The sequence below is a fragment of the Desulfoplanes sp. genome (assembly GCF_054921335.1).
The window spans coordinates 1-25,418 of sequence record NZ_JBUDSQ010000023.1 but is presented as its reverse complement, the minus strand read 5'-3'; the positions used below and the strand labels follow the sequence as shown (position 1 = coordinate 25,418).

Genomic DNA, 25,418 nt, shown 5'->3' with positions numbered 1-25,418 from the left:
GAGTCAATCGCCTTATCCAACAATCCGTTTGGGAGTTCTCCATCGCCATGCGCCACAAGCTCCGATGTATCCCGACCCCCCCAGCCCTGGCGGCTCTTTGCCTTCTCGTCCTGTTCTGTTCGGCATGCTCCCCCCCTCCCTCCCCCGGAATGATACGGGACCTGCAAACCATCCCCCAGCACGTTGCGGAGATCACATCGAACATGGGGATATCCGCCCCGGACCACCCCCCTATCGTCGACAGTGGACAGCCCAGCCACAACTATCTGGACCATCTCTTCGCGCCCTGGCATCTGCACGCAGCCACGCTCTATCCGGCCGACAAACTCCTGTGGTCCACCACCGGCTTTGCGGGCAAGAACCTGGTCGGCGAAAACCTGCAGCCCTGGCCAGCAGGACGGCTGGAAGAACTCGTCACAAAATGCGGACTGAACGGTTTTCCCAACATGGACCAGCGGGCCGTAACCGTCAGGGACAGCAATGTCCGAGCCCTGCCGACCAACCATCCCGGATTCTATCCCTTTGACCGACCCGGCGAAGGCTATCCCTTCGACTACATGCAGTATTCCATCATGTGGGCCGGAACACCGGTGCATATCTGCCACATATCAAAAGACAAGGCATGGGCCCTTGTCGAAGCGGGGTTCGTGTACGGCTGGGTTCCGATCAACGACCTGGCCAGGGTGGACGAAACCTTCATGGCCAGGTTTGAATCCGACCATTTCGCGGTCCCCCTGCGGGACGATCTGTCCCTCGTGGATACCGAAGGCGTCTTCAGATTCCAGACCCATATCGGTGGTATCTACCCTGTGGAGACCGGCAACCCGGACGATCCGCACCTGCTCCTCCCGGTTGCGGACCAATCCCGGCGGGCCGTCCTGGTCACGGTCGACATGCAAGGGCTGGACATGGCCCCCTTCCCCCTTCCCATGACCCCTGCCAATAGAACATTTGTGGCCGAGGGATTCATGGGCCAGGCTTACGGATGGGGAAACATGTACGCCAACCGGGATTGCTCGGCCATGACACGGGATTTCATGACCCCTTTCGGCATCTGGCTGACCAGAAATTCCTCCCGGCAGGCAGAACAGGGCAAACGGTTCAACCTTGCCGGATTGTCCCCCGGGAACAAGGAGCAAGCCATCCTCGATCAAGGCATTCCCATGAGGACGATTGTCTGGATGCCTGGGCACGTCGCCCTGTATCTGGGTACCTATCAGGGCAAACCCGTCATCATGCACAATACGTGGGGACTCAAAACCAAATCCCTGACAGGCAAAGAAGGACGGCACGTTATCGGCAAAACAGTGATCACCTCCCTGTACCCCGGAGCGGAACTGAGCGAGCTGGACACCCCCTCGGGACTTCTCATCAACAAGATTACCGGAATGAGCATTTTTCCCTGACGCACATCCTTCTTCCAAGCAACAAGGAACCGCCATGCAACTGACCGTACTTGTGGATAACAATACCCTCATCGACCGCTATCTCCTGGGTGAGCCCGGGATTTCCCTGCTCATTGAAGACGAGGGCAGCAGAGTGCTCTTCGATCTCGGGTACAGCGACGCCTTCATGACCAATGCGACCAAGCTGGGTATCGATCTGATGAACCTGGATTGGATCGTTCTTTCTCACGGCCATCTGGACCACACATGGGGACTGGACCCGCTGGTCCGAACCATGACCGAAACCATGATCGAAGGCCGCCACGTCCACCGTCCCACCCTGGTCGGCCATACGGAGGTCTTTGCCAGCAAAACGGTCATGGGGCTTCCGGAAATCGGTTCCATGATCTGCCTGGAAAAACTCAGACGGCACATGGACACCCGGTTGACCCGTGAACCCTTGTGGATCACCGACAAGCTGGTCTTTCTGGGAGAAATCCCTCGGATATTCTCCTTTGAAGAGTCCCGACTCGGGGAGACTGAAAAAGACGGAGCAATGGTCCCGGACGATCTTTTGGATGATTCTTCCCTGGCCTATATCGGGGCTGAAGGATTGGTCATCATCACGGGGTGTGCCCACGCGGGGATCTGCAACACCGTAGAATATGCCAAAGAGATCTGCCACACCAGAAAAATCGTCGACATCATCGGGGGATTCCATTTGCAATCCCCCCCCCAATCCCGCATGGAGCAAACGACCGGGTATCTGGCAGCCCAGGGAATCCAGGCGCTGCATCCCTGCCACTGCACGGATCTCATGAGCAAAATCGCCCTGGCCTCTGCCCTTCCAGTCCATGAGGTGGGATCGGGTCTGCAACTCTCCTATGGGAAGGACTGAACCGTGAACCCCCAAGAGATCACCCTCTCCACCCAGATTCTGGAAATCGTGGCCGCCCATAAAACCACCGAACCCGTTTTCCGCAAGTACGACCAACTGGCCGGGGAATGCGTCCTGTGCAATGCATTGTTCGAAACCCTCGAGACAATGGCCGCCAGGTACGGGCTCGATGTTGACGATGTCCTCCAGCAGGTCCGGCAGGCCGCATCACACCCCGCACAATCCGAACATCCGGAGCAGCGATCGTGACAGAAAATACCTTTAAGCCCGTTGGCAAATCCGACAACCGCCTGTACGGCCCGAGAAAAATTCTTGCCTATGGCCTTTCCCCGGATACGCGCCAGACCCTTGCATCCGCCCTGGCCGGCTCCGAGGCCTTCAGGGACGTGCCCATGGTGTGCCCGCAAAAAAGCGACACGGGGCTCACCCTCGAGGAACTTTTCACCCTGGAAGATCAGGCCACGCCCGACGGATCCTCCCTTGTGTCTCCTTTCATGATCATGGCCGGCCTTCTCGAACACGAGCTCCATGCCTTCATGGACATGTACCGGGCGCTCTCCCTGCCCCGTCCCATCTGGGCGACCCTGACGCCGACCTCTGCAACATGGACATTGGAAGATCTGTTGGCGGAGCTCACCCGGGAACATCAGGCCATGCAAAACAGCGTTCCCTCATAAGGTGCTGATTTGACAACGGTAAAGGGATTTGCCTAAAGATATTTCTTTGCAGAAATAGCCAACAAACCGGTATACCAGACAATCCATCCCTTGGAAGCCATGTCCCCGATAGCCGTGCCCCCTTCTTTCTCCCCAGCTCGGACACTGCTGGCCTGGTCCACCGACCTTGCCAAATTCCTGGGGGCGCTCGCCCTTTTGACCTGGCTCATCGTCCATGGATCGGCGGATCTTGGATACAACTGGCAATGGTACCAGATCCCCAAGTATCTCTATACGTGGCAGGATACCGGATTTGTTCCCGGACCGCTCCTTACCGGTCTGATGGTAACATTGGAAATCACCGGCTGGAGTCTTGCCCTCGCCTTTGCCGTCGCCCTGACCACGGCCATGATGCGTCTCTCCCCTTCGATCATGGCCCGGAGCGTCGCTCGGGTGTATCTGGAATTCATCCGGAACACCCCGCTGCTCATACAGATTTTTTTCCTCTATTTCGTCATCTCACCGATCATCGGTCTGGATCGGTTCGCCATCGCAGTCCTGGCACTGAGCCTCTTTGAAGGGGCATACGCATCCGAGATCTTCCGGGCCGGTATCCGGTCCATCCCCAGGGGACAATGGGAGGCCGGATACAGTCTGGGCATGTCCACCTTTGACCTGTACCGGCTGGTGGTCCTGCCCCAGGCATTGCGCCGGATCATCCCGCCGCTGACCAGTCAGGGTATCTCGCTGATCAAGGACTCGGCCCTGGTGAGCACCATCGCGGTTTATGACCTGACCATGCAGGGCCAGGCGATCATTGCGGAATCATTTCTGACCTTTGAAATCTGGTTCACAGTGGCGGCGATCTACCTGGCACTGACCGGTTTTCTGTCCCTCCTTGTCATTTTAATGCAGCGCAAGACCTGGTGAATCCAGAATTTTCCGTTTTCTTGCCTTCTTTTTTTGTGTACCCTCTCTTCATCCTTTTTTGATTCTGCCAACCACCGTTAAAGGAGGCCCTGCTATGCGCATTCGATTGTCCCTCATCCACCTTCTTGCCTGCGCCATCATGCTGCTGGCAACATCAGCATTGACCCTGGCCGCTCCAGTCACCGAGCAGCTCCGCGATGCAAGCACTCTAGAAAAGGTCGTGCGCAGGGGCACACTGCGCATCGGGTTTTCCACTTTTGTCCCCTGGGCCATGAAGGACAAGACAGGCACCTTTACCGGCTATGAAATCGATGTGGCCACCCGCCTGGCCCAGGACATGGGCGTCAAACCCGAATTCATCCCCACCAAATGGTCCGGCATCATCCCGGCCCTGCTGACCGGTAAATTCGACATCATCATCGGCGGGATGGGCATCACCCCCCAACGCAATCTCAAGGTCAACTTCACCATCCCCTACGAGTTTTCCGGCATGTCCATGGTGGCGAACAAGAAACTGGCCGGAGGCTTCGACAGCCTTGAAGACTTCAACAAACCGTCGGTGACCCTATCCGCACGGACCGGAGCCACCCCCGTGCAGGCGGCCAAACGGTTCATGCCCGAGGCGACCCTGCGTCTGTTCGACGACGAGGCCCAGGCCCTGCAGGAAGTGCTCATCGGCAAGGCCCACGCCATGGTGGCCTCGGCCCCGTTCCCTGCCCACCAGACCGTCAGGCACGGCAAAAAACTCTTCCTCCCCCTGGGCAATGGCACCTTTACCAGGGAACCCATCGGATTCGCCATCAAGAAAGGTGACCCCGATTTTCTCAACTTCCTGAACAACTGGATCATCGTCACCTCGGCCGAGGGCTGGCTCGAAGCCCGCCACGACTATTGGTTCAAGACCCTGGATTGGGAAACGCGGATCAAGTAGTTCCACCGCATGAAGGACCCCTGTCCTATAGGGGCGGACCGGCGTGTCCGCCCCTCTTTATCTGCCCGACCGTTGAGGAGATAGACCACGGCCCCCGGCTGTCCTTTAAAGAGCAACAAAAAAAACCTGTAGGGGTTTCCCCACAGGTATCCTTTTCTTATGCACCGACCAGACTCGCCGCGCAGACTGACCATTCTCGACCTGATCATCCTGGTCCTCCTCATTGGAGGGGCCGTATGGCTCTACCATCAGGCCGGGACCAATCTCGACTACACCTGGGACTGGTCGGTCATCCCCCAGTATCTCTTCCGGTATGACGAGGAACAGGGCCGATGGGTGTCCAACATCCTCATCCAGGGACTGGTGACGACCATGAGGCTGAGCATCTGGTCAACCATTCTGGCGACCCTCATCGGCACATGCATGGGGTTCATGCGCATCAGCCAGCACCGGGTCAGACGATGGCTCGGCGGCACCTATGTCTCCCTGAGCCGGAACCTGCCCCCCCTGGTCCTGGTGTTCATCTTCTATTTCTTCATCGGCGAACAGATCATGCCCCTGCTGGGCATTGGAAACTGCGTGGACAACTGTCCGCCCATGATCACCTCCATACTGGAGTGGTTCTTCGGCCCCACAGCACAGCTTGCATCCTTCCTCACAGCGGTGATCACCCTGGGCATTTACGAGGGTGCCTACATCACGGAGATCGTGCGCAGTGGTATCAATTCAGTTGAACGGGGACAATGGGAGGCCGGCAGTGCCCTGGGATTTGGCTGGTGGGGAACCATGCGGTCCATCATCCTGCCCCAGGCGGTGCGCATGGTCCTTCCGCCCCTGGCCGGACAATTCATCTCCACGATCAAGGATTCGGCCATCGTCTCGGTCATCTCCATCCAGGAACTGACCTTCCAGGGCATGGAGCTCATGGCCGCCACCTACCTGACCTTCGAGGTCTGGATCACCATCACCCTGATGTACTTCGCCCTGACCTTCGGCTGCTCCCTTCTGGCCAGGAGGCTGGAACTGGCCCTGCGCAGGCGCGAACAGGGGTGAAATTGGAGTGATCAATGTTCCGCTATACCTGACCGCTGCCCTCAACTTGAACTATTAAGTATTTCTTAATAGTTGCCCCGGGATCAGTCATTCCCCGCGAAAAAAAAATGTTACGGAGTCTTGGTTGATATTGTTGTGGATATTGCGTGTATGCTTTTCTCAGAACTTTTCCATATCCAGCCCGCATCGCCCGCACCGTTCACATCCCGAGGCCGGACAGGGCGGGGTCTGAACGCCCTTGTGGAACCGTAGCCATTCCTTCCACAGATAGGCCTTATCCACACCTATATCCAGTCTGTCCCAGGGAAAGACCTCGTCCTCGTCCCGGGTACGGTCCACATACCAGCCCGGATCGCCGTCCCAGCGTGCAAGCCCCTGTTTCCAGTTGCCGGTTTTCTCCACCAGACACAACAGATCGAACAGCCCCTCGTCCCCCTTGGACAGGAGTCCCTGGATTCTGGCCTGCCGGGGGTTTTCACCGGAAAAACGCATGCCGCGCTTGGATTTGATGACCGCCTTGAGCCGCTTCATCTTGGATTTGAGCACGGACTCGCTGTCCATGGGGGCCCATTGGAGCGGGGTCCATGGTTTGGGGACCAGACAACTGGCACTGACCTGGATCAAACCGATTCCCTTGGACTTCTTTCCCTGGCCCACCTTTGCGGCCTCCAGGATCCGGTCCAGAAACCCATCCAGTTCATCGAAATCCTCCTCCCCTTCACCGGGCCAGCCAACAATCAGATAGAGCTTCAAGGTGTTGAACTGCAGCTCGCTGGCCAGGGAGACCGCCTCGAGCAGGGCATCTTCATTCAGATTCTTGTTCATGGCCAGGCGCAGTCTTCTACTGGCCCCTTCCAGGGCAAAGGTCAGACTCCTGGTTCCGGTCTTGCGTAAAAAGGTCAAAAATCCACGGTTCGCCCCGTCTGCCCGGAGGGATCCCAGGGAGAACTTGATCTTTTGTCCGTGGAGCCATTTGAGAAACGGGAAGAGGTCCGGCCAGTCGGTCAGGGCAGTACCTACGAGACCGACCTTGAAGGGAGAGGTCTTGCGAACAATGGCCTCGAGATCCTCGAGCCTGGATTGTCTGGGGGGGCGATAGATATTCCCGGCGGCGCAGAACCGGCACCCATAGGGACACCCCCTGTTGATCTCCAGCAGAAGCATGTCCCTGAATTCCGAGTGGGAACTCACGAAACAGGAGGCTGCCGGGACGGGTAGGAGTCGGTCCGAGCCACGGAGAAAGACACGGCGCACGACCCTCCCCGCCTCCTGACCATGGGCCAGGACACCGGGACGGAGGGCAAGACCGGAGATGGCTTCCTCACGAGACCCCCCGGAAAACCAGAGATCCTTGATCCCGCGGGCCATATCCAGGAATCCGTGCTCGGCCTCGCCCACAAAGAGGAAATCCAGGGAGGGAAAGACGGGGAAGGGATTGAGAAATGCAATGGGGCCACCGGCCATGACCAGAGGCCAGTCATGACGGTCGGCGGCGGCAAGGGGAAGGTTGGCACGTTTGAGCAACGACAGGGCGGTGACGAAATCCCCCTCGAAATTGAGGCTGAAACAGATCAGGGGGAACGAAGAGAGCTCCCTGCCGGAGTCCGCTGAAACGGGAGGAGTGTCACCGTGGTCGGCATAGAACCGTTCAACGGCAAAATCAGCGGACCCGGCAAGGAGACGGTACACGACCTGCCACCCCAGGGTGGACAGGGCGAATTTTTCCTTTTCCGGAAAAACCAGGGCCACGGGCAGCCGCCCCCCCCATTCCCTGATCCGGGGCGGGGTCGATCCCCAGAACAGGAACTCGTTTTCCGGTCCTTTCACAGGATTGCCCTCAGGCATGGATTTTTTCACAAGATAATCTGCAGGAAGACCGCCGGCCGGTCAACGATCCCGGCCCAGCCACGCCCTTGCGCGATCAATCCGCCTGCATCCTTATGAATGCGGGGATCTCCGACTCTTCCTCGTCAAAAATGAAGTCTTCCCCACTATGTGCAGGACCGGGCTTCACCGACGGGTTTGGCTGCGCTGTCTGCCTGGCCGCATCGAAAGAGGTAGGGCCGCTCCCCCCCTTCTTTTTCATACGCAGGTAGGCCGGTATGTTCAGGTCATCCTGGTCCACATTGCTCGCCTTGGTACGCAGGACATCGCGATCGTCCTGCCGGTTCGGCCGGGGCGGAATCTTGGTTACGTTGGACCCTCCGGGGTCACTGCCCGACTGCTTGGTTTCCTCTTCGATACCGGTGGCAATGACCGTAATACGCATCTCGTCGCCGATATTCTGATCGAATACCGTACCAAAATAGATATTGGCATCGTCCGAGGCCACTTCATGGATCAGACTGGCCGCCTCACTGGCCTCATCAATGGTCAGGTCGGGACCGCAGGTGATGTTCATGAGTACGCCGCCGGCTCCATCGATGGAGACATCCTCGAGCAAGGGGCTGGTGATGGCCTTCATGGCCGCTTCCCGTGCCCGGCCTTCGCCAGAGGCAATGCCCGTACCCATCATGGCCAATCCCATCTCGGACATGACCGCCTTGACGTCGGCAAAGTCCAGGTTGATCAGCCCGGGGACCATGATCAGATCGGAGATGCCCTTCACCGCATAGAAGAGTACCTCGTCGGCCTTGGCCAGCATGTCCAAAAATGTGGCCTTTTTGGAGGCCAGGGTCAGGAGGCGGTCGTTGGGGATGGTGATGATGCTGTCCACGACCTCGCGCAATTCCTTGATCCCCCGTTCGGCCTGCATCTTTCGCCGCTTGCCCTCGAACTGGAAGGGTTTGGTGACCACGGCCACGGTCAGGGCACCGATTTCCTTGGCCGCCTGGGCAATGACCGGAGCGGCACCGGTACCGGTACCCCCGCCCATACCCGCAGTGACAAAGACCATGTCGCACTCGCCCAGGGTCTCCTTGATCTGACCGATGCTTTCCATAGCGGCCTCACGGCCGACCTCGGGGTTGGCCCCGGCCCCGAGTCCCTTGGTCAGCTTTTCCCCGAGCTGGAGCTTGTACTCGGCCTTTGAGTGCTTCAGTGCCTGGATGTCCGTGTTGGCCGTGATGAAGGTGACCCCTTTCATGGCCGAAGAAATCATGTTGTTGACCGCATTTCCGCCGCCGCCACCAACGCCGACAACACGTATTTTCGCGTTGTCCTCGGTTTCAAGTTCTAAAAATTCCATGCCATTTCCTCCCTGGTTTCAGGATACTCACACCGTTTTCCTGAGGACCGTCCCTCGGGGCAGCCCTTCTCTACATATGCTAACACACGGCCCAACGGCCTGTTTTCATTCTACGAAATATCGACGAACCATTTCTTCATGGACGTCAGGATACGGTTGAACATGTTTTTGTCCCTGATCCGGATCCCGCGTTTCATGTCCGCCTTTTCCGCACCATAGAGCAAAAGCCCCACGGCAGTGGCGTACATGGAGCTCTTGACCACGTCGGTCAACCCGCCCACACCATTGGGGAACCCGACCCTTGTGGGGACGTTGAAAACCTGTTCGGCCAGATCCTGGGCACCCTGGATCAGCGCACCACCCCCGGTCAGGACCACTCCCGCACCGATGAGTTTCTTGTACCCCGACCGTACCAGCTCCTGATCGGCCAGAGCAAAAATTTCCTCCATTCGGGGCTCACAGATCTCGGCGAGCACATGGCGTGAAAGGCGTCTGGGATCCCTCCCGCCCACACTGGGCACCTCGATCACCTCCTCACCGGATACGAGGTCGCCCATAGCGCATCCATATTTGACCTTGATCCTTTCAGCCGCCTGCATGGGTGTCCGTAGCCCAAAGGCGATGTCATTGGTAAGGTTGGTCCCGCCAAGGGCGAGGACAGAAGTATGCTTGATGGAGTCGTTACTGAAAACCGCCAAGTCAGTGGTCCCCCCCCCGAGATCGACCAGCGCCACCCCGATCTCGCGTTCCTCATCCGTGAGAATCGATTTGGCAGAGGCAAGGGATTCCAGGACGATATCCTCGACATCGAGCCCGGACCGGTGGCAGGAACGGACAATGTTCTGTGCACTGGTCACCGCTCCTGTGACGATGTGCACCTTGACCTCGAGACGGACACCGGCCATTCCCAGAGGTGCAGTAATGCCCCGCTGGTCATCGACAATGTACTCCTGGGGCAGGATGTGGATGACCTCCCGGTCCAGGGGAATAGCCACCGCCTTGGCCGCGTCCAGAACCCGTTCGATGTCCCTGGCCGTGACCTCGCCTCCCTTGACGGCGATGACCCCATGGCTGTTGAATCCGGCAATATGGCTCCCGGCAATACCCGCATAGACCGAGCGGATCTCGCATCCGGCCATGAGCTCTGCCTCTTCCAGGGCCTTTTTGATGGATTGGACGGTCTGCTCGATATTCACGACCACGCCCTTGCGCAGCCCCGTTGAAGGACTCGTGCCAATACCAACCACATCCACCCCGTCCGGGGTAACCTCACCGACCACGGCACAGATCTTCGTGGTTCCGATATCCAGTCCTACGACAAGTTCCGATTTAGCCATCACGTCTTCCTTGGTTGAAAATCTCCGTGTCCCTGTCCCGCCTTTTCCATGCCCAGCCAAGGGCACGGTCCGGACACTGCGGTCATCATCCGGTCCCAAAAGGCACGTGCGCCCGGTCCTCGATCATCCGAGCCGAGCCCACACCTTTCCCGCATAGGCCTCGATCCCCCGGATTCTCTCGGCCTCCTCGCGCTTGCGCAGGTCTTCCCAGGCCAGGGTCAATCTTTTGCAGTTGTTCTCCAGATCATCCACACCAATGCGTACCTTGAGGCGGGGAGAATCCAGGTAGAAATCCAGAACACCTGCCGTGGACACATCCAGTGTGTCTATAGAGGAAAACCCAAAGGGCAGACTCTTTGTATCCAGAACCGCCACCGCCCTTTCAAGAACACCGGCATTTTCTTGGTTGGCGTTCGACCGGTCCAGCACCGGGAGTGAAATAAACGACTCCGGCCCAACCGGGGCGATAGTCCGGCCCGCCTTGTCGGCATAGTAGAGTGTTCCTTGGTGCACGACCCAGAAGCAGGCCTGCCGTTCAGTAACCTGGATCTCCAAACGGTCAGGTAGAATCCTGCGCACGGAAACCCCGGCTACCCAGGGATCCTCCTGGAGACGCCGCTGTATATCGGCGATGGGTACTTCAAATATATTCTCTCCGAGCCGGACCTGCGAACGGTCCATCAGGGCCGCATCTTTACGATGGGAATTCCCGGAGATGGTCACCCCGTCCAGGGCAAAAAAAGGCTGCACCGTTACGTACCTGTACCCGTAGAGGATGATCAGACTCGCGCAGGCGACCAGAACCAATGCACACCCCCAGTAGAACCCCTGCCCCACGGCACTGACCAACCGCTTGAAAAAAGGGAGCTTTGTCCCGGAACGGTACGCGTTGCTCTTTCGTGGGGCGGTCCTCCTCGTTTTCCCGGTGCGGGCCGTCACCGACATTCAAGGACCTCGACTTCAAGCTCTAAATGTACACCGGAACGTTCACTGACCTCTTTGCGGCCCAGACTGATGAGCTCTAAGGCCTGGTCGGCAGTACCCTTGCCCGTGTTTTCCAAAAAATTGGCATGGACCGGTGAAAAACGCATCCCCCCCAGGGCATATCCCCGCAATCCCGCGGCATCGAGAAATCTTCCAGCAGAACCATTGAGAGGATTCTTGAAAACACACCCGGCAGTGGCCGCGGTCAGGGGTTGGACACTCTTCTTGCGCAGGAACCATGACCGGACCCCCTGCCTGACCTCCTCGGAAGATTTTTTTTCCAGAACCACAAGTACTCCAAGGACGGCAAAGAGCCCATCCTGGTCCGTCAGGGAAAAATGCCGGTAGCCGGCCGTGCATTCGGACCGCTCGGCCCAAAAACACCCCTTTCCCGGCGTCCAGACCCTGACCGCCTGGAGAAGCTCGAAACACTCCCGTCCGTGCGATCCCGCATTCATGGCCACACACCCACCAAAGCTTCCCGGAATCCCGGACAGGGACTCCAGCCCCGAATAACCGTGTTTGATGCACCAGGACATGAATCCTGCCAGGGTCATCCCCCCATCCACACTGATCACGGCATTGTTCCCGACTTCCCGAAGGACCTCGGGACCGTTGAGACAGGGACGCTTGACCAAGGTCAGGTCATGGTCGCCATCTTCGGCAAGGATGTTGGTTCCCCGTCCCATGACGTAGGGTCGTCCTGCATATTTTTCAGACAGCCGTGGAATATCCTCATAGTCTCCGTCGGATTCGGGCACAAGCAGGCCTTGGGCCCGGCCGCCCAGACGCAGCGAGGTCAATTGCCCCAATCGTGGTCGGCTCGATAGTATCATTTCCCTTCCAGGTACCCGGTTCCCACGGTCCAGATATTGCCGGCTCCAATGGTCAAAAAAACATCCCCCGGCCTGAGAAACCCCGGCAAAGCACTCCCCAGGGCCTGGAAATCCTCGTAGAATTGTACCGAGATATCAGAGACCTGCTTGATGGCCCTGGCCAGATTCAATCCATTGACCCCGGGTATGGGGGTCTCCGAGGCAGGATAGATCTCGGTCAGGAACAAGACATCGGCAAGGGCGAAACATTTGCAGAACTCCCCGAAAAGTGCCTGCGTCCGCGAGAACCTGTGTGGTTGGAAAGCGGCCACTATCCGCCTGTCGGGAAAACACTCCCGTGCCGTTTGCAACGTGGCCCGGATTTCCGTTGGATGGTGACCGTAGTCGTCGATGACCAGGACCCCGTTGCGCTCCCCCTTACGTTCGAACCGGCGTCCCACTCCCCCGAACATGGACAGTCCCTTGGTGATGGACTCTTTGGGAATCCCCGCCTCCAGGGCCACACCAATGCCCCCCAGGGCGTTCAGAATATTGTGCCGTCCCGGCTGTGCCAGAGAAATCTCCCCCCAAGGGGTACCGTGCAGGAATACCTTGAACCGGGAACCATGTTCGCATGAGTCCACCTCGGCCCGGATATCGTTGTCAGGACCAATCCCATAGGTCATCACCGGCCGCTTTATCCTGGGCAAAACCGCCCGGACATTCGGATCGTCACCGCAGACCACGTTCAGGCCATAGAATGGGATGGAATTCATGAACCGGACAAAGGTGTCCTGCACATCTTCCAGGCCGGAATAAAAATCCAGATGATCGGCGTCGATATTGGTGACAACGTTGAGTATGGGGAGCAGACAAAGAAAAGACCCGTCTGACTCGTCGGCCTCGGCGATGAGATATTCGCCCTGTCCAAGCATGGCGTTGCTCCCATAAGCGTTCAGTATTCCACCTATGATCACCGTGGGATCGACCCCGGCCTCCTTGAACATGGTCGCCAAAAAAGAGGTGGTCGTCGTCTTTCCATGGGTTCCGGCAACAGCGATCCCGGTCTTCAGACGCATGAGTTCGGCAAGCATCTCTGCCCGGGGAATGATGGGAATGGACAACTCCCGCGCCCGAAGAACCTCCGGATTATCATCGGATATGGCCGATGAACGGACGAGGACCTGGGCACCGTCCAGATTGTCCGCACCATGGCCACAAGCGACCGTCGCCCCGAGCTGGACCAAACGTTTGACAACCGGGGTGTTGTGGAGATCGGACCCTGTGACTCCATAGCCGTGGTTCAAAAGCACCTCGGCGATACCGCTCATTCCGGTTCCGCCTATCCCGACCATGTGGATTTTTCTTATCTTGTTGCGCATAACACCCGAATTCCTTTGACTGGCGGCCCTAGCGGACACGCCCTTTTTGCGCTTTCTGTGGACCTACCGTGCGCCCCCGGACCAGAGCTTCCAACCCGGTGACAATATCATCCGCCGCCTTGGGCCTTCCCAGATTGCGCGCCTCTTGGCACATTGAGCGCAATTTTTCAGGCATGTCCAAAAGATCGGTCACGGTCCGCCCCAGATTGACGTCCCCCAAATATCCCTGGGCAATGACCAACGCGGCTCCTTGCGCCTCGAGGTGTTTGGCGTTTTTCGTCTGGTGGTCGTGCACGGCATAGGGGAATGGAATCAAAACAGCGGCCTTCCCGGCAATGGTCAACTCGGCGAGGGTCGTTGCCCCGGCCCGGCAGACCACCAGATCGGCAAAGTTATATGCAGCGGCCATATCCCGGATAAAGGGTTCGACCCGAGCCTGTGGACAAAGCTTTTTGTAGTGTTCCCGGACCCGTTTGGAATCGCGCTCTCCGGTCTGGTGCCAGATATTGACATGTTCGGCGCACAGGACGGGAAGCACCTCCATAACCGCCTCGTTGATCGCGGTGGCCCCCTGGCTCCCACCAAGAATGAGCAGGTTTTTGCCGCGGCCCGCCCCAGTGGAGGACACGCTCCGCCCAAGACGGACAATCTCCTGCCGGACCGGGTTTCCCGTCACCACGCTCCCGTTTCTCGGAAAGAGCCCCGCACTGTCGGCAAAGGAGAGAAAAATACGCTCGACCCGTTTAGCCAGGACACGGTTGCTCATCCCCGGGACGCTGTTCTGCTCGTGGATGGCCGTGGGCACACGGAGCAATGTTCCGGCCATGGCCATGGGAAAACCGGCATATCCCCCGAATCCGACAATCACATCGGGCCGGAAGGACCGGGCGAGGACCAGTCCCTTGCACACCCCCCGGGCCATGCGTACCAGCCCCGGAATGGACTTGATTCCCTTACCCAGAAGGCCCTGGGATGGGAGGGAGCGGAATTCGAGCCCGGCTTCATCGGCCAGCCGGGCTTCCGGCCCGTGCGTCCCACCGACAAAAAGTATCCTGCATCCGGGGAACCGTTGCCCAATAGTTTCGGCTACGGCCAACGCGGGAAATATATGGCCTCCAGTGCCCCCTGTCGTCAGGATTACCCGTTCCACATCTCTCCCGGTGTTTTGGTGTACCTACGTATTGGATTCGGGTTCTTACGACCGAACGAGCCTGTTGCGCGAAAGATTGAGCAGCACACCCAAGCATGCGAAACTAGTCAGCATATTGCTGCCCCCATAGCTCAAAAAGGGGAGGGCGACCCCCTTGGGGGGTGCCACGGCAAGCACGACAGCCGTATTGAGCAATCCGCCCAGTATAACCAGCAAGCCGGCACCAAATGCCAGCAACCGGTCCTGCATCTCTTCCTGTCCCAGGGCTATAGCCACACAGCGCCAGAGCATAAGCCCCATGAGCAGGATGACCAGCGAGACCCCCAAAAAGCCCAACTCCTCGCCGAGGACGGCCAGGATAAAATCATTGTGTGCCTCAGGAAGAAAAAACAGTTTTTGCTTGCCCGCCCCCAGGCCGACCCCGAACCACCCCCCGGCACCAAAACCGTACAGGGACTGGACCAGTTGGTATCCGCTGTCCTGGGCATCCTTGAACGGGTCCAAAAATGCGAACCACCTCCTGAAGCGGTACGGGGAGGTCAGTACCAGCACAGCAGCGAGTCCGGAGGCCATGACAGAGGAAACCGCCAGGTAGATGAACCGGGTCCCGCCCACCAGACAAATCAGGAAAAGGACCATAACCATGAACATGGCCCCGCCGAAATCCGGCTGAAGGAGCAGAAAGGCACACATGATCCCGGTCACCATGAACGGTGGTACGACCCCGATCCGGAACGTCTTGACCTTGTCCTGCTTACGGGAAAAAAAGTAAGCCAAATAAAAGACCAGAGACAACTTGGCCAACTCGAGCGGCTGGAGGCTGAAAAATCCGCATCCAATCCACCGGCTCGCCCCGCCGGCCTTGACGGCAACCTGCGGAACCATGGTCAGTCCGAGCAAGACCATCGCCCCTGCGAGCAACGGATAGTGGACCGAACGGAGTACCTGTGTCGGGATCCAAACCATGACGGACATCAGGACCATGCCGGCGCCGGCAAAGACGATCTGTCGGGAGATGAAATGGTAGCTGTTGGACCAGTACTTTTCGGCCATGACCCCGCTGGCACTCATGACCATGACCAGCCCCAGTCCGGTCAGGATGACCACCGGGACCAGAAGCCACCAATCAATTCCGGCACTGGCCGTCTGCTTTGCCCTGTTCGCCATAATAGGTTCTGACCGCGTTTTGGAAGGCCCTTCCACGGGCCTTGTAATCATCAAAGAGATCGAAGCTCGAGGTTGCCGGTGACAAGAGAACAACGTCACCCGATCGGGCGGCTGCACATCCCTCGGCAACGGCCTCCTCGATGGTCGGACTCCAGGAGATGGGAGCGGCATCCTTCCAGGCCTGCTCGAATATCTCCCTGCTTGCACCAAACAAACAGATTTTTCTGACCCGCTCTCGGACCAGCGGAACGAGGTCTGCAGGATCCCCTCCCTTGAATATGCCACCGGCCAGGAGGATGATCCCGCCGTCAAAACTCTCAAGGGCCGCCCCAAGGGCTGTGACCGTCGTGGCCTTGGAATCGTCCACGACACACACGTTTTCGAATTCCCCTACAACCTCGAGACGATGGGGGTGTGGATGAAAATCACGGACCGCTTGGGCCACCTGCTGTTCATCGATGCCGAAATATCTGCACACCAACCACGTGGCCTCCAGGTTCTCCTGGTTGTGGGGCCCCTTGAGTGCGGGGCACACAAACCGGTCGCTCCCCACGTAGTAGACCCGCTTGGCCCTGGTGAACGACCGGGCCTCGAGTTCGTCCTTCAAGCCCAGGTGGATCACAGCCAGATCGTTCTCCCCCATGCGGGAAAACATGGATACCTTGGCCATGAAGTATTCCTGTTCACTGGCATGCACATCCAGATGGTTGGCCGCAAAATTGACAAAGACACCGACCATGGGATGGAAGGATTGCGTATGCTGCAGCTGGAAGGAGCTCACCTCCAGGACAAGGATATCTGCCGGCTTGCCGCCAAGAAGATACTCGGACAGGGGGACACCGATGTTGCCGCCCACAAAAACGTTTTTGCCACACCGCGTCATTGCATGACCGATGAGGGCGGTCGTGGTTGTCTTTCCCGTTGTTCCCGTCACAGCGACGATGGGCTCGGAAACGAACCACGATGCCAGTTCCAGCTCCGAAACGACCTGGCATCCAGCGGGGATGAATTCTTGCAGGGTATGGGAGGGCACACCCGGACTGAGAACGACCAGGTTGGCGTCTTTGAAATCTTCGTCTCCGTGTTCTCCACTCCGCAGATCCCATCCCAGCTCCCTTGCCAGGTCACGGACCTTTGCCCCCAACTTCTCCGCATCGCGCTCGACCAGCCGGGTCTTTGCCCCCAGGGCCGATAAAAGCCGTGCCGCTGCAACCCCCGAGCGGCCGGCACCGACCACGACGCCTTGATGACCGTGCAGTTGTCCTGGGTGGATGAGTTCATGCATTGTTCTTTCCTAGCGCAATTTGAGGGTTGCCAGTGCCATGAAGCACAATAGGATGGACAGGATCCAAAAACGGATAATGATCTTGGATTCCGGGATCCCCTTGAGCTCGAAATGGTGATGGAGCGGGGCCATGCGGAAGATGCGCTTCCCCCCGCTCATCTTGAAATATCCGACCTGCAGGACGACTGAAAGGGTCTCGATGACAAAAAGACCGCCAATGATGACCAGAAGGAGCTCCTGTTTGCAAAGAACCGCCATGAAGCCAAGGGTGCCCCCGATACTCAAACTCCCGACATCGCCCATAAAGATCTGGGCCGGATAGGCGTTGAACCAGAGAAAGCCGAGGCCCGCACCGACCAATCCCCCGCAAAAAACCGCCACCTCTCCGACACCGGGGACATATGCGACCTGGAGATAGCGGGCCAGTTCGACATGCCCGGCCACATACAAGAAGATACCGAGGCAGGCGGTGCTGACCACGGAAGGGCCTATGGCCAAGCCATCAAGTCCGTCCGTGAGATTGACCCCGTTGGAAGACCCGACCAGCACAAAAAGGGCAAAGGGGATGTACCAAAAACCGAGATCCGGGCGGATCGATTTGAAAAACGGGACCATGAGTTCACTGCTATAGCCCGGCATGGTGATCAGGACGGTGAGCGCGCCGCAGGCAACAACCACCTGGCCCACAAATTTGACCCGGGCCGAGATCCCCTGGTTCTTCCGCCGGACTTCCTTGGTATAGTCATCCACAAACCCGACCAGCCCGAAGCCGATAAAGACAAAGATGGTCAACCACAAATACGGATTTTCCAGATTCCCCCACATGCACACACTGGCCAAGAGGCATATACCCATGAACAGCCCGCCCATGGTCGGTGTCCCTGCCTTCCCCTGGTGGTTGGGGCCATCGTCCTGGATATACTGGCCACAACGGATTTTTTCGAGCCAACCAATGAACATAGGCCCAAAGACGATACTCAGGACCAGTGCCGTGAGCATAGCCAGCATGGACCTGAAGGTGATATACCTCAAGACATTCAGTGCGCTCAGGTCACTGCTCAGGGGATAGAGGAGATGGTAGATCACGCCCGGCCCTCCGTAAAAACACGCACATATTCTTCCATGCGACAACTCCGGGACCCCTTGAACAGGATCGTCCCGTTGGGGGGGAACCGGTCCAGCTGCCTCCTGAAATCCGTAGGTGATGCCAGTTCAACCATCCTTGCACCACGGGGGCCAAACCCTTCGCGTACATCTTGTGCGTGGGGTCCCGAGAAAAAGAACAGATCGCATCCGGTGGCACGGACCCACTCTCCCAATCCACGGTGGGCCCTGGGAGCGAAATCACCCAACTCCATCATCTCCCCAAGAACCATGGCCAGGGGCTGATCCGCCCCAAGCACCGCGGCCCGCTCGATGGCCCGCTGCATGGACATGGGATTGGCGTTGTAGGTATCGTCGATGACTGTCCATCCCCCCTGTACACTGACGCAAAAACGTTGGGCCACGGGTTCGAATCCCTCAAGCCCCTTGAAAATGGTCGCCGTGTCTATGCCAAGGCAGTGGGCCATGCAGGCCGCACCAATACAATCTTCTGCCATATCCATGCCGAGCATGGGCAGGGAAAGAACATGCTCCTCATTGTCCAGAACCAGTCTAAAAAGCCCCCCACCCTTTTTGTCGGGCCCCTGATAGTGGCCAAAAAAACGGGCATGGGGATTCCGGGTAGAAAAGAATACCGGGCTATCGGCCCGCTTGGTGACTTCACATTCGAGTTCCGGGTAGTCCCGGCTCACGGCAACCGTGCCATCTCCCGTCACAAAATCCACCAGCGTGGCCTTGGCACGGGCGACCCCGCTGATGTCCCCCAGTCCGTCCAGATGGCACGGGCCGATATTGTTGATCAGTACACAGTCAGGTTGCAGAATGGCAGCCAGTTCGTCCATGTCTCCAGGACGGCTTATCCCCACCTCCATGACCCAAAAGCGTTCGTCGCCCGAACACATGAGCATGGAAAGGGGAAGACCGAGTTGGTTGTTCCAATTCTTGAAATTTTTGGACGTCTTTCCGGCAAGCCCCAGGATAGTGGCCAGCATCTCCTTGAGCGTTGTCTTTCCGGCTGATCCGGTGACCCCGATCACCGTGGCACCGGTTTTGGTCCGCCAATAGGCGGCCAGCCGACCAAGCGCCTGGAGAGTGTCCCGGACCAGCAGAACTGGTACATTATCGCCCCCGTCCACCGGCTTATGGGCCACGATCCCGCAGGCCCCCTTGCGGATCGCCCCGGCTACGAATTGGTGCCCGTCCATGTTGTTCCCGGCAATGCACACGAAGAGGTCACCCGGCTCCACCAGACGGCTGTCCGTCTGCACACGGCGCACCAATCGATCCTCCGGGATATCGCCGATGGCATTGAGAGCCGCGGCTATGTCCATCAACTGCAGTCGCATGGCCCTTCCAAGGAATAATGGTCCAAAATAACAATCATATCATGGGTTCTCGTTGAAATACTCTCTGACGATCCGGGCGTCGGCAAAGGGGAGCTTACGGTCGCCGACCTGCTGGTATGTTTCGTGTCCCTTACCGGCAATGAGCAGGACATCCCCGCTCTCCATGCGATCGATAGCCGTGGCGATCCCCTTCCTCCGGTCCGGTTCCTGGATGATCTCCACGGGATACCCCTGCATACCGGGCAGAATATCCTCGATGATCGCCCCGGGATTTTCGTGCCGGGGATTATCCGACGTCACGATGGCGACATCCGCGACCCTGGCCACCGCAGTGCCCATGAGGGGCCGTTTGGACGCATCACGGTCACCACCGCAGCCGAAAAGAACCAACAACCGTTTGCCCCCCACCGCCTGTAGGGCGGAGCAGACCTTTTCCAAGGCATCCGGTGTGTGTGCATAATCCACAAAAATATCCATCCCCTGACCATTGGGGACCCGTTCCAACCGTCCCGGCACGCCCTGAAAATCTTTGAGCCCCTGCATGTCCTTGACGGACAACCCCAGGGCCAAACCGATCCCCTGGGCGGCCAAGAGATTCATCCCGTTATGTCTTCCAACAAGCGGGGAGGAGATGGACCAAGACCGTTCCTTGAGGGAAACCGAGAGTTCGATCCCCTTTCTTGTGGATCTTTCGATCCTGCCCGCAAGCTGATCGGCGGGTAAATTTTTCCCCAGCCCATATCCCATGTGGTACGACCCCTTCTCCATGAGCCGTCGCCCATACGTGTCGTCACTATTTATGATCCCGTAAGGGACCGCGGTGTCAGTCGGCTGAAAGAGTCTGGCCTTGGCCTGGAAATAGGATTCCATGTCGCGATGATAGTCCAGGTGGTCCTGCGTGAGATTGGTGAACACCGCCACATCAAAAGAGATTCCAGCCACGCGGTCCTGATCGAGGGCGTGGGAGGAGACCTCCATGCAGACGACATCGATCCCCTCGTCCATCATCCGGGCCAGGAGACCATGGACCGTCCAGCAATCTGGAGTGGTCATGCCGATTTCCTGATGGTGCCCCGGCCAATGGACATCCACCGTACCAATGACCCCAACCCTTTTTCCCGCTGCAGACAGGAGATGTTCGGCCATATAGCTCGTGGTTGTCTTTCCGTTGGTTCCCGTTATTCCAACCACTTTCAGCGCCAGTTTTTCCGTCCCGAAAAAGGCGGCGGCCAGTTCGCCGACCCCCTGCCTGGGCGAGGGGTGGACCAAAAATTCGGCCGAAACATCATGGGCCCACCGGTTGACGTTGCTGGCGACGATACACCCGGCCCCACGTTCCAGGGCCTGATCGATATACATGGTTCCATCATGACGTGTTCCGGGCAGGGCGACAAAAACATCACCCGGCTCGACAAACGCCGAATGGGTCTTGACCCCGAGACCCTGACGGACTTTTTGTTTCAAGTCCTCCCATCTTTCTCGATCGAAAATTATCGGCATAGGGTTTTTGACCTCGTTGTTGTCACCCAGAGTCGCCATGTACCGCTTTCGGATTCAGGCCACCGGGCCCCTGGCCGGGGGGACTGACGGACCACGATGCTCCCCCGCCCGGTTATCTTGGGCACGACGCCCCGGCCAACCATGACCTCCACCGCCCTTTTCAGACTTTTTCCACATAGATCAGGGACCGTGTCACCACTCTTTCCGGCATCTTCCTTGGTGATCCGCGACTGGATAGCCGCCCTGTTCCCGGTGAAATATACCAAGGAGGAAACTTTTTGGGCCGCCTTTTCCTTTGGGGGGGTTTCACCCCGATAGGCCAAAAGTTTCATGGCCACCTTCTTGACTACCGGGGCACTGACAACGCCCCCGTAATGTTGTGGATGGGGTTCATCCACCATGGCGAGAATAAAATATTTGGGATGCATCGCCGGTATGAACCCAACAAAGGATGCCAGAAATTTATCCCCGTATCCGCCGGAGGGATCTGACTTCTGAGCCGTACCGGTTTTTCCGCCGACCTGGATCCCGGGAATCCGGGCCCGTGTTCCGGTTCCATCAGCCTCGACCACCCCCTTGAGCATGGCAAGGATGCGGTCGGCGACCTCTTCGTCCAAGACCCGTGGACCATCCCCACTACGGTCCTTGATAAGATGCAGGGGGATCATTCTGCCCCGGTTCCCAATGGCGACATATGCCCGAGCCATTTGCAAGGGGGTTATGGCCACTCCCTGCCCAAAAGAGGCGGCGGCCAGATCGACATCCGTCCACTGGTGGGGGGGGCGGATCATCCCCTTGGATTCGGCAGGCACCCTTATTCCCGTCCGTGTACAGAATCCAAAACGTTCCAGCTGGGAGAAAAGCCGCGGTGCCCCCAGGGCCAGCCCGATTTTAGACATACCGATATTGCTGGAATATCGAACGATTTCTTCGACGCTGAGTTCTCCGTATTCGTGCGTATCGCGGATGGTGTGCCGATCGACCCGCCATCTACCTTGTTCGCAATAAAATCGGGACCCGGATGTACAAATCTCCTGCTGGAGCGCCGCTGCCGCCACAAAGGGCTTGAAGGTCGACCCGGGTTCGACAAGGTCAAGGCACATCCGGTTCTTCCAGAGCCCGGGGGTGGACTGTGCATATTGGTTGGGATCGAAAAAGGGATATTGGGCCCAGGCCAGGATGGCCCCGGTTTGGACCTCGACGACCAGGCATACCCCTTTCCTACCGTGGAAGGTCTCGACCGCCTCAGCCAAGGCATCTTCCGCTGCACTCTGGATCACGCTGTCCAGAGTCAGGGTCACGGATGCACCATCGACCGAGGTTTCTCTCCCTCCGTTGTACATCCTGTGCCCGGCCGCATCCCGTTGGACGGCTTCCCGTTTTGCCGATCCACCCAGGAGCGTATCCAGAGATTTTTCCAACCCCTCCAATCCTTCCCCGTCTATGCCGACAAAGCCGAGCAATTGTCCGGCAATATGTCCTTGCGGATAGATACGTGTCCTGTCGTCCTTCAAATAGATTCCAGGCAGAGCCTCGCGCCGGATCAACGCCACTTCTCGGTCACCAAGGTGACGGGCTACCCATACAAAATTTTTGTTTTTGCTGACCAGACGTGCCAACCGGCCTTTTTTCTTTCCAAGTATCCGGTGGAGCCGAGCGACGGTCCTTGCCCTGTCGTTGATTTCCGAGGGACGCAGGTACAATGAGTACGAGGGAACGCTCTTGGCGAGCAGCCGCCCTCTGGTGTCGAGGATCTCCCCCCGTTCTCCCCGGACGCTATGGAAGGCCCAGTATTGCCGCTGGGCCTTTGCCCCCAAGTCCTTGCCACGGACGATTTGGACATAATACGCCCGCGCCCACAATCCCATTAAACAAAGAGTGCACACAACGGCCACGGCAACGATTTTTACACCGGACCAGTCCTTACCTGGAATCGATTTCTTGCGGGCCATCAGTCCCGAGGGGGTTGAGTGGTTTGCGCCCCTGTAATCTTGCGCATCTGGCCAGAATCCGCAGCGTACAGTCCCGCCTCCTGTGCGGCGTGGCGTAACCGCGCGGGAGCGACCAGATTGTTCCGTTCCACTTCAAGCTTTGAGGACAGCTCCTCTTTTTGGGACAGAGTAGCCTGCATCTTCTGTAGGCCGTAGGACAAATCGACACGCTCGATATTCACCCAGACAAGAGCCATCCCCAAAAGAACGGCAAAGCAAAAAATCAGCAGAAAAGCCACGATTTCACGGTTTCGACGCACAGGGCAATCCCCTTGTCATGGTGCCAAAACCCCTTCTGCTACGCGCAGCTTCGCACTCCTGCTCCGTGGATTGGTAGCCATCTCCTGTTCCGATGGAACCACGGGTTTCTTTGTCAGAACCTCCAACCGCTGGACATGGCCACAGACGCAAATGGGCTGATATCTTGGACAGATGCACCCTTTGGCCTCATTCCGAAAAACCCGTTTGACGATCCGGTCCTCCAGAGAATGGAAGGAAATAACCGCGATACGTCCGCCCGGGGCAAGATAAGCCGGGATACGCTCAAGAAAAAAACGGAGATCCTCGAGCTCCTGATTCACTGCAATACGGATGGCCTGGAATGTTTTTGTTGCCGGATGGTTCCGTGCAAGGGCCCTCCGTTTGGGCGGATATGCCTTGGCCACGATCTCCGCAAGCTGACCGGTGGTTTCGATAACGGCATGCTCCCGGGCATTGACAATGGCCCGAGCAATACGGCCGGCCATGGGCTCTTCACCATAGTCCTGGATGATCTTCTTGAGCGCATGCACGGGGAGCCGGGCGAGAAGGTGTTTTGCACTGGGCCGTCCGGAGTCCTTGTCCATCCGCATGTCCAACGGACCGTCACGATGGAAGCTGAACCCCCGCTCAACAGTGTCGACCTGCATCGAGGAGACCCCGAGATCCAAAATGACCCCATCGAACAAATCCCACCCCAACTCACGCATGGGCGTCTCGAAATCCTTGAACGAACAATGGGCAATAGCAACCTGATCGGCACGCCCTTCCAGACGGGAAGTAGCGACCTCGATGGCCCGTGTATCCTTGTCCGTAGCCAGAACCTCTATTTTCCCTTCGGCCCGCTTGATCAATTGAAGGGTGTGCCCCCCCAGTCCCAGTGTTCCATCGAAATAACGCCCACCGGCAACCGGGTGCAGCCATGCACACACCTCGTCGGCCATGACCGGAATATGAACAGAGTCATCCATCAAAACCTCAACTCGAAACCGCTTTCGGCCAACGCATCCATCATCGGATCAAACTCCTGTTCCACTTCCAGACGCTGGGCCTCGAACCGCTCCAGGTCCCAGATCTCAAACTTCCGTCCAACGCCTGCTAAAACAATCTCTTTCTGGAGTCGGGCATACTTCCGGAGGTGGGGAGGAATCAGAATCCTGCCCTGTTTGTCCAACGCAACCTCCATGGCACCGGAGATAAAAAAACGATGGAAATTGCGAACCCGTCGGTCGGCCATGTTCAAGGACGAAAAACTCTTTTCGATTTCCTCCCACTCGGGCAAGGGATAGGCAGCGATACAATCATCGAAATTGGTCAACATGAGGACCCCTTCGGACGACTGACGCAGCACCTCCCCCCGAAAATCGGGTGGAAGCATGAGCCGCCCTTTGGCGTCCTGCGATCTATGGGCATGGCCACGGAACAAACTAAATCCCCCACTGTTTACCACTTATTCCCACAGTCCTTCACAGCCGCCCTGTAAAATGTCAAGAACAAAAAAATATATCCTGTTTCCTGCTGTCTTTTCTTTTCTCAACCCCTTTTTATTATTGGATAAATTTTAAAATAAATCGTAACAACTCAGGTACATTTCCCAAGAATCAGAATTGCGGATTTTAAAAATTTTAGGAATTTGAGAGATTATAGGTGGGTAGCATGTAGGTCTCGCATTCCTTAAATCCGGAAATCTCCCAAATTTGTTGGTCAGCACCCAGATTTGACGGTACAATTGTACATTATCATACCAGCCGGGTAACTATCCAGCCAATCATCCAGGAAGAACACCCGTGATTTTCTGGGAACGCCGAGCCCCAGCTGGGCAACATGGTTGCGGAACGGCGGGCAACAGTGACAGGTACCGCCTGAAAAGGGACATGAGCGTATGGCCTCTTACCTTGCTCGGAAGGCCGAGCTGGGGCTCGGCGTTCCCGGGAGGGCGATTCGTCTTGTCAATTCTATCCTGGAGCTGGATAGTCACCCAGCCGGAAGGAAGCCTTGCAGGCGCCCCCCCCTGGCACGGGGGGCCACCCAGCAACGCCTCGACGGATCCAATCCCCGG

At 57.8% G+C, this 25,418-nt stretch carries 23 protein-coding genes; 7 read left to right on the top strand and 16 right to left on the bottom strand.

Features of this window, described 5'->3' with window-relative positions; genetic code table 11:
- Positions 1-47 precede the first annotated feature (47 nt).
- The 7 genes from ACY692_RS07075 (at position 48) to ACY692_RS07045 (ending at position 5,853) form a co-directional block, all read left to right on the top strand.
- Positions 48-1,406 (top strand): SH3 domain-containing protein, encoded by a 1,359-nt coding sequence (locus ACY692_RS07075; RefSeq protein ID WP_462324652.1) that lies wholly within the window; start codon positions 48-50, stop codon positions 1,404-1,406.
- Positions 1,407-1,440: 34 nt separating this feature from the next.
- The gene (locus ACY692_RS07070; protein WP_462324651.1) at positions 1,441-2,283 is read left to right on the top strand and encodes an MBL fold metallo-hydrolase; all 843 of its coding nucleotides are present in this window, start codon (positions 1,441-1,443) and stop codon (positions 2,281-2,283) included.
- A gap of 3 nt (positions 2,284-2,286) precedes the next feature.
- A complete protein-coding gene (locus tag ACY692_RS07065) occupies positions 2,287-2,532 on the top strand; it encodes a hypothetical protein (protein WP_462324650.1) in 246 nt (81 codons plus the stop codon).
- Entirely contained in the window at positions 2,529-2,960 is a 432-nt protein-coding gene (locus ACY692_RS07060; protein ID WP_462324649.1) for a DUF3783 domain-containing protein, read from the top strand. Before ACY692_RS07065 ends, ACY692_RS07060 begins: the two co-directional genes overlap by 4 nt.
- Positions 2,961-3,059: 99 nt before the next feature.
- Positions 3,060-3,869 (top strand): amino acid ABC transporter permease, encoded by an 810-nt coding sequence (locus ACY692_RS07055; protein ID WP_462324648.1) that lies wholly within the window; start codon positions 3,060-3,062, stop codon positions 3,867-3,869.
- Positions 3,870-3,963: 94 nt separating this feature from the next.
- Positions 3,964-4,800: a transporter substrate-binding domain-containing protein gene (locus ACY692_RS07050; RefSeq protein ID WP_462324647.1), complete on the top strand. Its 837-nt coding sequence runs from the start codon at positions 3,964-3,966 to the stop codon at positions 4,798-4,800.
- Between the two features lie 159 nt (positions 4,801-4,959).
- Positions 4,960-5,853 carry an amino acid ABC transporter permease gene (locus ACY692_RS07045; protein ID WP_462324646.1) on the top strand — a complete coding sequence of 298 codons (894 nt, stop codon included), beginning with the start codon at positions 4,960-4,962 and terminating at the stop codon, positions 5,851-5,853.
- 159 nt (positions 5,854-6,012) lie between these two features.
- Here ACY692_RS07045 and ACY692_RS07040 read toward each other — a convergent pair whose 3' ends face one another.
- The 16 genes from ACY692_RS07040 to mraZ all read right to left on the bottom strand — a co-directional run bounded on the left by ACY692_RS07040 (position 6,013) and on the right by mraZ (position 24,785).
- Positions 6,013-7,680, bottom strand: a complete 1,668-nt coding sequence (locus ACY692_RS07040; RefSeq protein ID WP_462324645.1) for a radical SAM protein — start codon at positions 7,678-7,680, stop codon at positions 6,013-6,015.
- Positions 7,681-7,774: 94 nt separating this feature from the next.
- Positions 7,775-9,040, bottom strand: coding sequence for a cell division protein FtsZ (gene ftsZ, locus ACY692_RS07035; RefSeq protein ID WP_462324644.1), 1,266 nt, complete (start codon positions 9,038-9,040; stop codon positions 7,775-7,777).
- Between the two features lie 110 nt (positions 9,041-9,150).
- Positions 9,151-10,377 (bottom strand): cell division protein FtsA, encoded by a 1,227-nt coding sequence (ftsA, locus tag ACY692_RS07030; RefSeq protein WP_462324643.1) that lies wholly within the window; start codon positions 10,375-10,377, stop codon positions 9,151-9,153.
- Between the two features lie 123 nt (positions 10,378-10,500).
- Positions 10,501-11,322: a cell division protein FtsQ/DivIB gene (locus tag ACY692_RS07025; protein ID WP_462324642.1), complete on the bottom strand. Its 822-nt coding sequence runs from the start codon at positions 11,320-11,322 to the stop codon at positions 10,501-10,503.
- Positions 11,313-12,197, bottom strand: a complete 885-nt coding sequence (gene murB, locus ACY692_RS07020) for a UDP-N-acetylmuramate dehydrogenase (protein WP_462324641.1) — start codon at positions 12,195-12,197, stop codon at positions 11,313-11,315. Before murB ends, ACY692_RS07025 begins: the two co-directional genes overlap by 10 nt.
- Positions 12,194-13,558, bottom strand: a complete 1,365-nt coding sequence (murC, locus tag ACY692_RS07015; protein WP_462324640.1) for a UDP-N-acetylmuramate--L-alanine ligase — start codon at positions 13,556-13,558, stop codon at positions 12,194-12,196. The genes murB and murC overlap by 4 nt, the downstream gene beginning before the upstream one ends.
- A 28-nt stretch (positions 13,559-13,586) precedes the next feature.
- A complete protein-coding gene (murG, locus tag ACY692_RS07010) occupies positions 13,587-14,708 on the bottom strand; it encodes an undecaprenyldiphospho-muramoylpentapeptide beta-N-acetylglucosaminyltransferase (RefSeq protein ID WP_462324639.1) in 1,122 nt (373 codons plus the stop codon).
- A gap of 45 nt (positions 14,709-14,753) precedes the next feature.
- Positions 14,754-15,875 carry a putative lipid II flippase FtsW gene (gene ftsW / locus ACY692_RS07005; protein WP_462324638.1) on the bottom strand — a complete coding sequence of 374 codons (1,122 nt, stop codon included), beginning with the start codon at positions 15,873-15,875 and terminating at the stop codon, positions 14,754-14,756.
- Complete coding sequence (gene murD, locus ACY692_RS07000) at positions 15,835-17,160, bottom strand: UDP-N-acetylmuramoyl-L-alanine--D-glutamate ligase (protein ID WP_462324637.1); 1,326 nt, start codon at positions 17,158-17,160, stop codon at positions 15,835-15,837. Before murD ends, ftsW begins: the two co-directional genes overlap by 41 nt.
- A gap of 9 nt (positions 17,161-17,169) precedes the next feature.
- A complete protein-coding gene (gene mraY / locus ACY692_RS06995) occupies positions 17,170-18,246 on the bottom strand; it encodes a phospho-N-acetylmuramoyl-pentapeptide-transferase (protein WP_462324636.1) in 1,077 nt (358 codons plus the stop codon).
- The gene (locus tag ACY692_RS06990) at positions 18,243-19,610 is read right to left on the bottom strand and encodes a UDP-N-acetylmuramoyl-tripeptide--D-alanyl-D-alanine ligase (RefSeq protein ID WP_462324635.1); all 1,368 of its coding nucleotides are present in this window, start codon (positions 19,608-19,610) and stop codon (positions 18,243-18,245) included. Before ACY692_RS06990 ends, mraY begins: the two co-directional genes overlap by 4 nt.
- Before the next feature lie 39 nt (positions 19,611-19,649).
- The gene (locus ACY692_RS06985; RefSeq protein ID WP_462324634.1) at positions 19,650-21,074 is read right to left on the bottom strand and encodes a UDP-N-acetylmuramoyl-L-alanyl-D-glutamate--2,6-diaminopimelate ligase; all 1,425 of its coding nucleotides are present in this window, start codon (positions 21,072-21,074) and stop codon (positions 19,650-19,652) included.
- Between the two features lie 26 nt (positions 21,075-21,100).
- Complete coding sequence (locus tag ACY692_RS06980) at positions 21,101-23,062, bottom strand: penicillin-binding transpeptidase domain-containing protein (RefSeq protein WP_462324633.1); 1,962 nt, start codon at positions 23,060-23,062, stop codon at positions 21,101-21,103.
- On the bottom strand, positions 23,062-23,361 hold the full coding sequence (locus ACY692_RS06975) for a hypothetical protein (protein ID WP_462324632.1): 300 nt from the start codon (positions 23,359-23,361) through the stop codon (positions 23,062-23,064). The genes ACY692_RS06980 and ACY692_RS06975 overlap by 1 nt, the downstream gene beginning before the upstream one ends.
- Before the next feature lie 15 nt (positions 23,362-23,376).
- Complete coding sequence (gene rsmH, locus ACY692_RS06970; RefSeq protein WP_462324631.1) at positions 23,377-24,330, bottom strand: 16S rRNA (cytosine(1402)-N(4))-methyltransferase RsmH; 954 nt, start codon at positions 24,328-24,330, stop codon at positions 23,377-23,379.
- Positions 24,330-24,785 carry a division/cell wall cluster transcriptional repressor MraZ gene (gene mraZ / locus ACY692_RS06965; RefSeq protein ID WP_462324630.1) on the bottom strand — a complete coding sequence of 152 codons (456 nt, stop codon included), beginning with the start codon at positions 24,783-24,785 and terminating at the stop codon, positions 24,330-24,332. Before mraZ ends, rsmH begins: the two co-directional genes overlap by 1 nt.
- Between the last annotated feature and the right edge of the window lie 633 nt (positions 24,786-25,418).

Excerpts from the sequence above, each read along its gene's own strand:
- murC (WP_462324640.1), bottom strand. The coding sequence starts at position 13,558 with ATGCGCAACAAGATAAGAAAAATCCACATGGTCGGGATAGGCGGAACC.
- ftsZ (WP_462324644.1), bottom strand. The coding sequence starts at position 9,040 with ATGGAATTTTTAGAACTTGAAACCGAGGACAACGCGAAAATACGTGTT.
- ftsA (WP_462324643.1), bottom strand. The coding sequence starts at position 10,377 with ATGGCTAAATCGGAACTTGTCGTAGGACTGGATATCGGAACCACGAAG.
- ACY692_RS07075 (WP_462324652.1), top strand. The coding sequence starts at position 48 with ATGCGCCACAAGCTCCGATGTATCCCGACCCCCCCAGCCCTGGCGGCT.
- ACY692_RS07070 (WP_462324651.1), top strand. The coding sequence starts at position 1,441 with ATGCAACTGACCGTACTTGTGGATAACAATACCCTCATCGACCGCTAT.
- ftsW (WP_462324638.1), bottom strand. The coding sequence starts at position 15,875 with ATGGCGAACAGGGCAAAGCAGACGGCCAGTGCCGGAATTGATTGGTGG.
- murB (WP_462324641.1), bottom strand. The coding sequence starts at position 12,197 with ATGATACTATCGAGCCGACCACGATTGGGGCAATTGACCTCGCTGCGT.
- ACY692_RS06980 (WP_462324633.1), bottom strand. The coding sequence starts at position 23,062 with ATGGCCCGCAAGAAATCGATTCCAGGTAAGGACTGGTCCGGTGTAAAA.
- ACY692_RS06990 (WP_462324635.1), bottom strand. The coding sequence starts at position 19,610 with ATGCGACTGCAGTTGATGGACATAGCCGCGGCTCTCAATGCCATCGGC.
- ACY692_RS07055 (WP_462324648.1), top strand. The coding sequence starts at position 3,060 with ATGTCCCCGATAGCCGTGCCCCCTTCTTTCTCCCCAGCTCGGACACTG.
- ACY692_RS07025 (WP_462324642.1), bottom strand. The coding sequence starts at position 11,322 with ATGTCGGTGACGGCCCGCACCGGGAAAACGAGGAGGACCGCCCCACGA.
- ACY692_RS07045 (WP_462324646.1), top strand. The coding sequence starts at position 4,960 with ATGCACCGACCAGACTCGCCGCGCAGACTGACCATTCTCGACCTGATC.
- murD (WP_462324637.1), bottom strand. The coding sequence starts at position 17,160 with ATGCATGAACTCATCCACCCAGGACAACTGCACGGTCATCAAGGCGTC.
- rsmH (WP_462324631.1), bottom strand. The coding sequence starts at position 24,330 with ATGGATGACTCTGTTCATATTCCGGTCATGGCCGACGAGGTGTGTGCA.
- ACY692_RS07050 (WP_462324647.1), top strand. The coding sequence starts at position 3,964 with ATGCGCATTCGATTGTCCCTCATCCACCTTCTTGCCTGCGCCATCATG.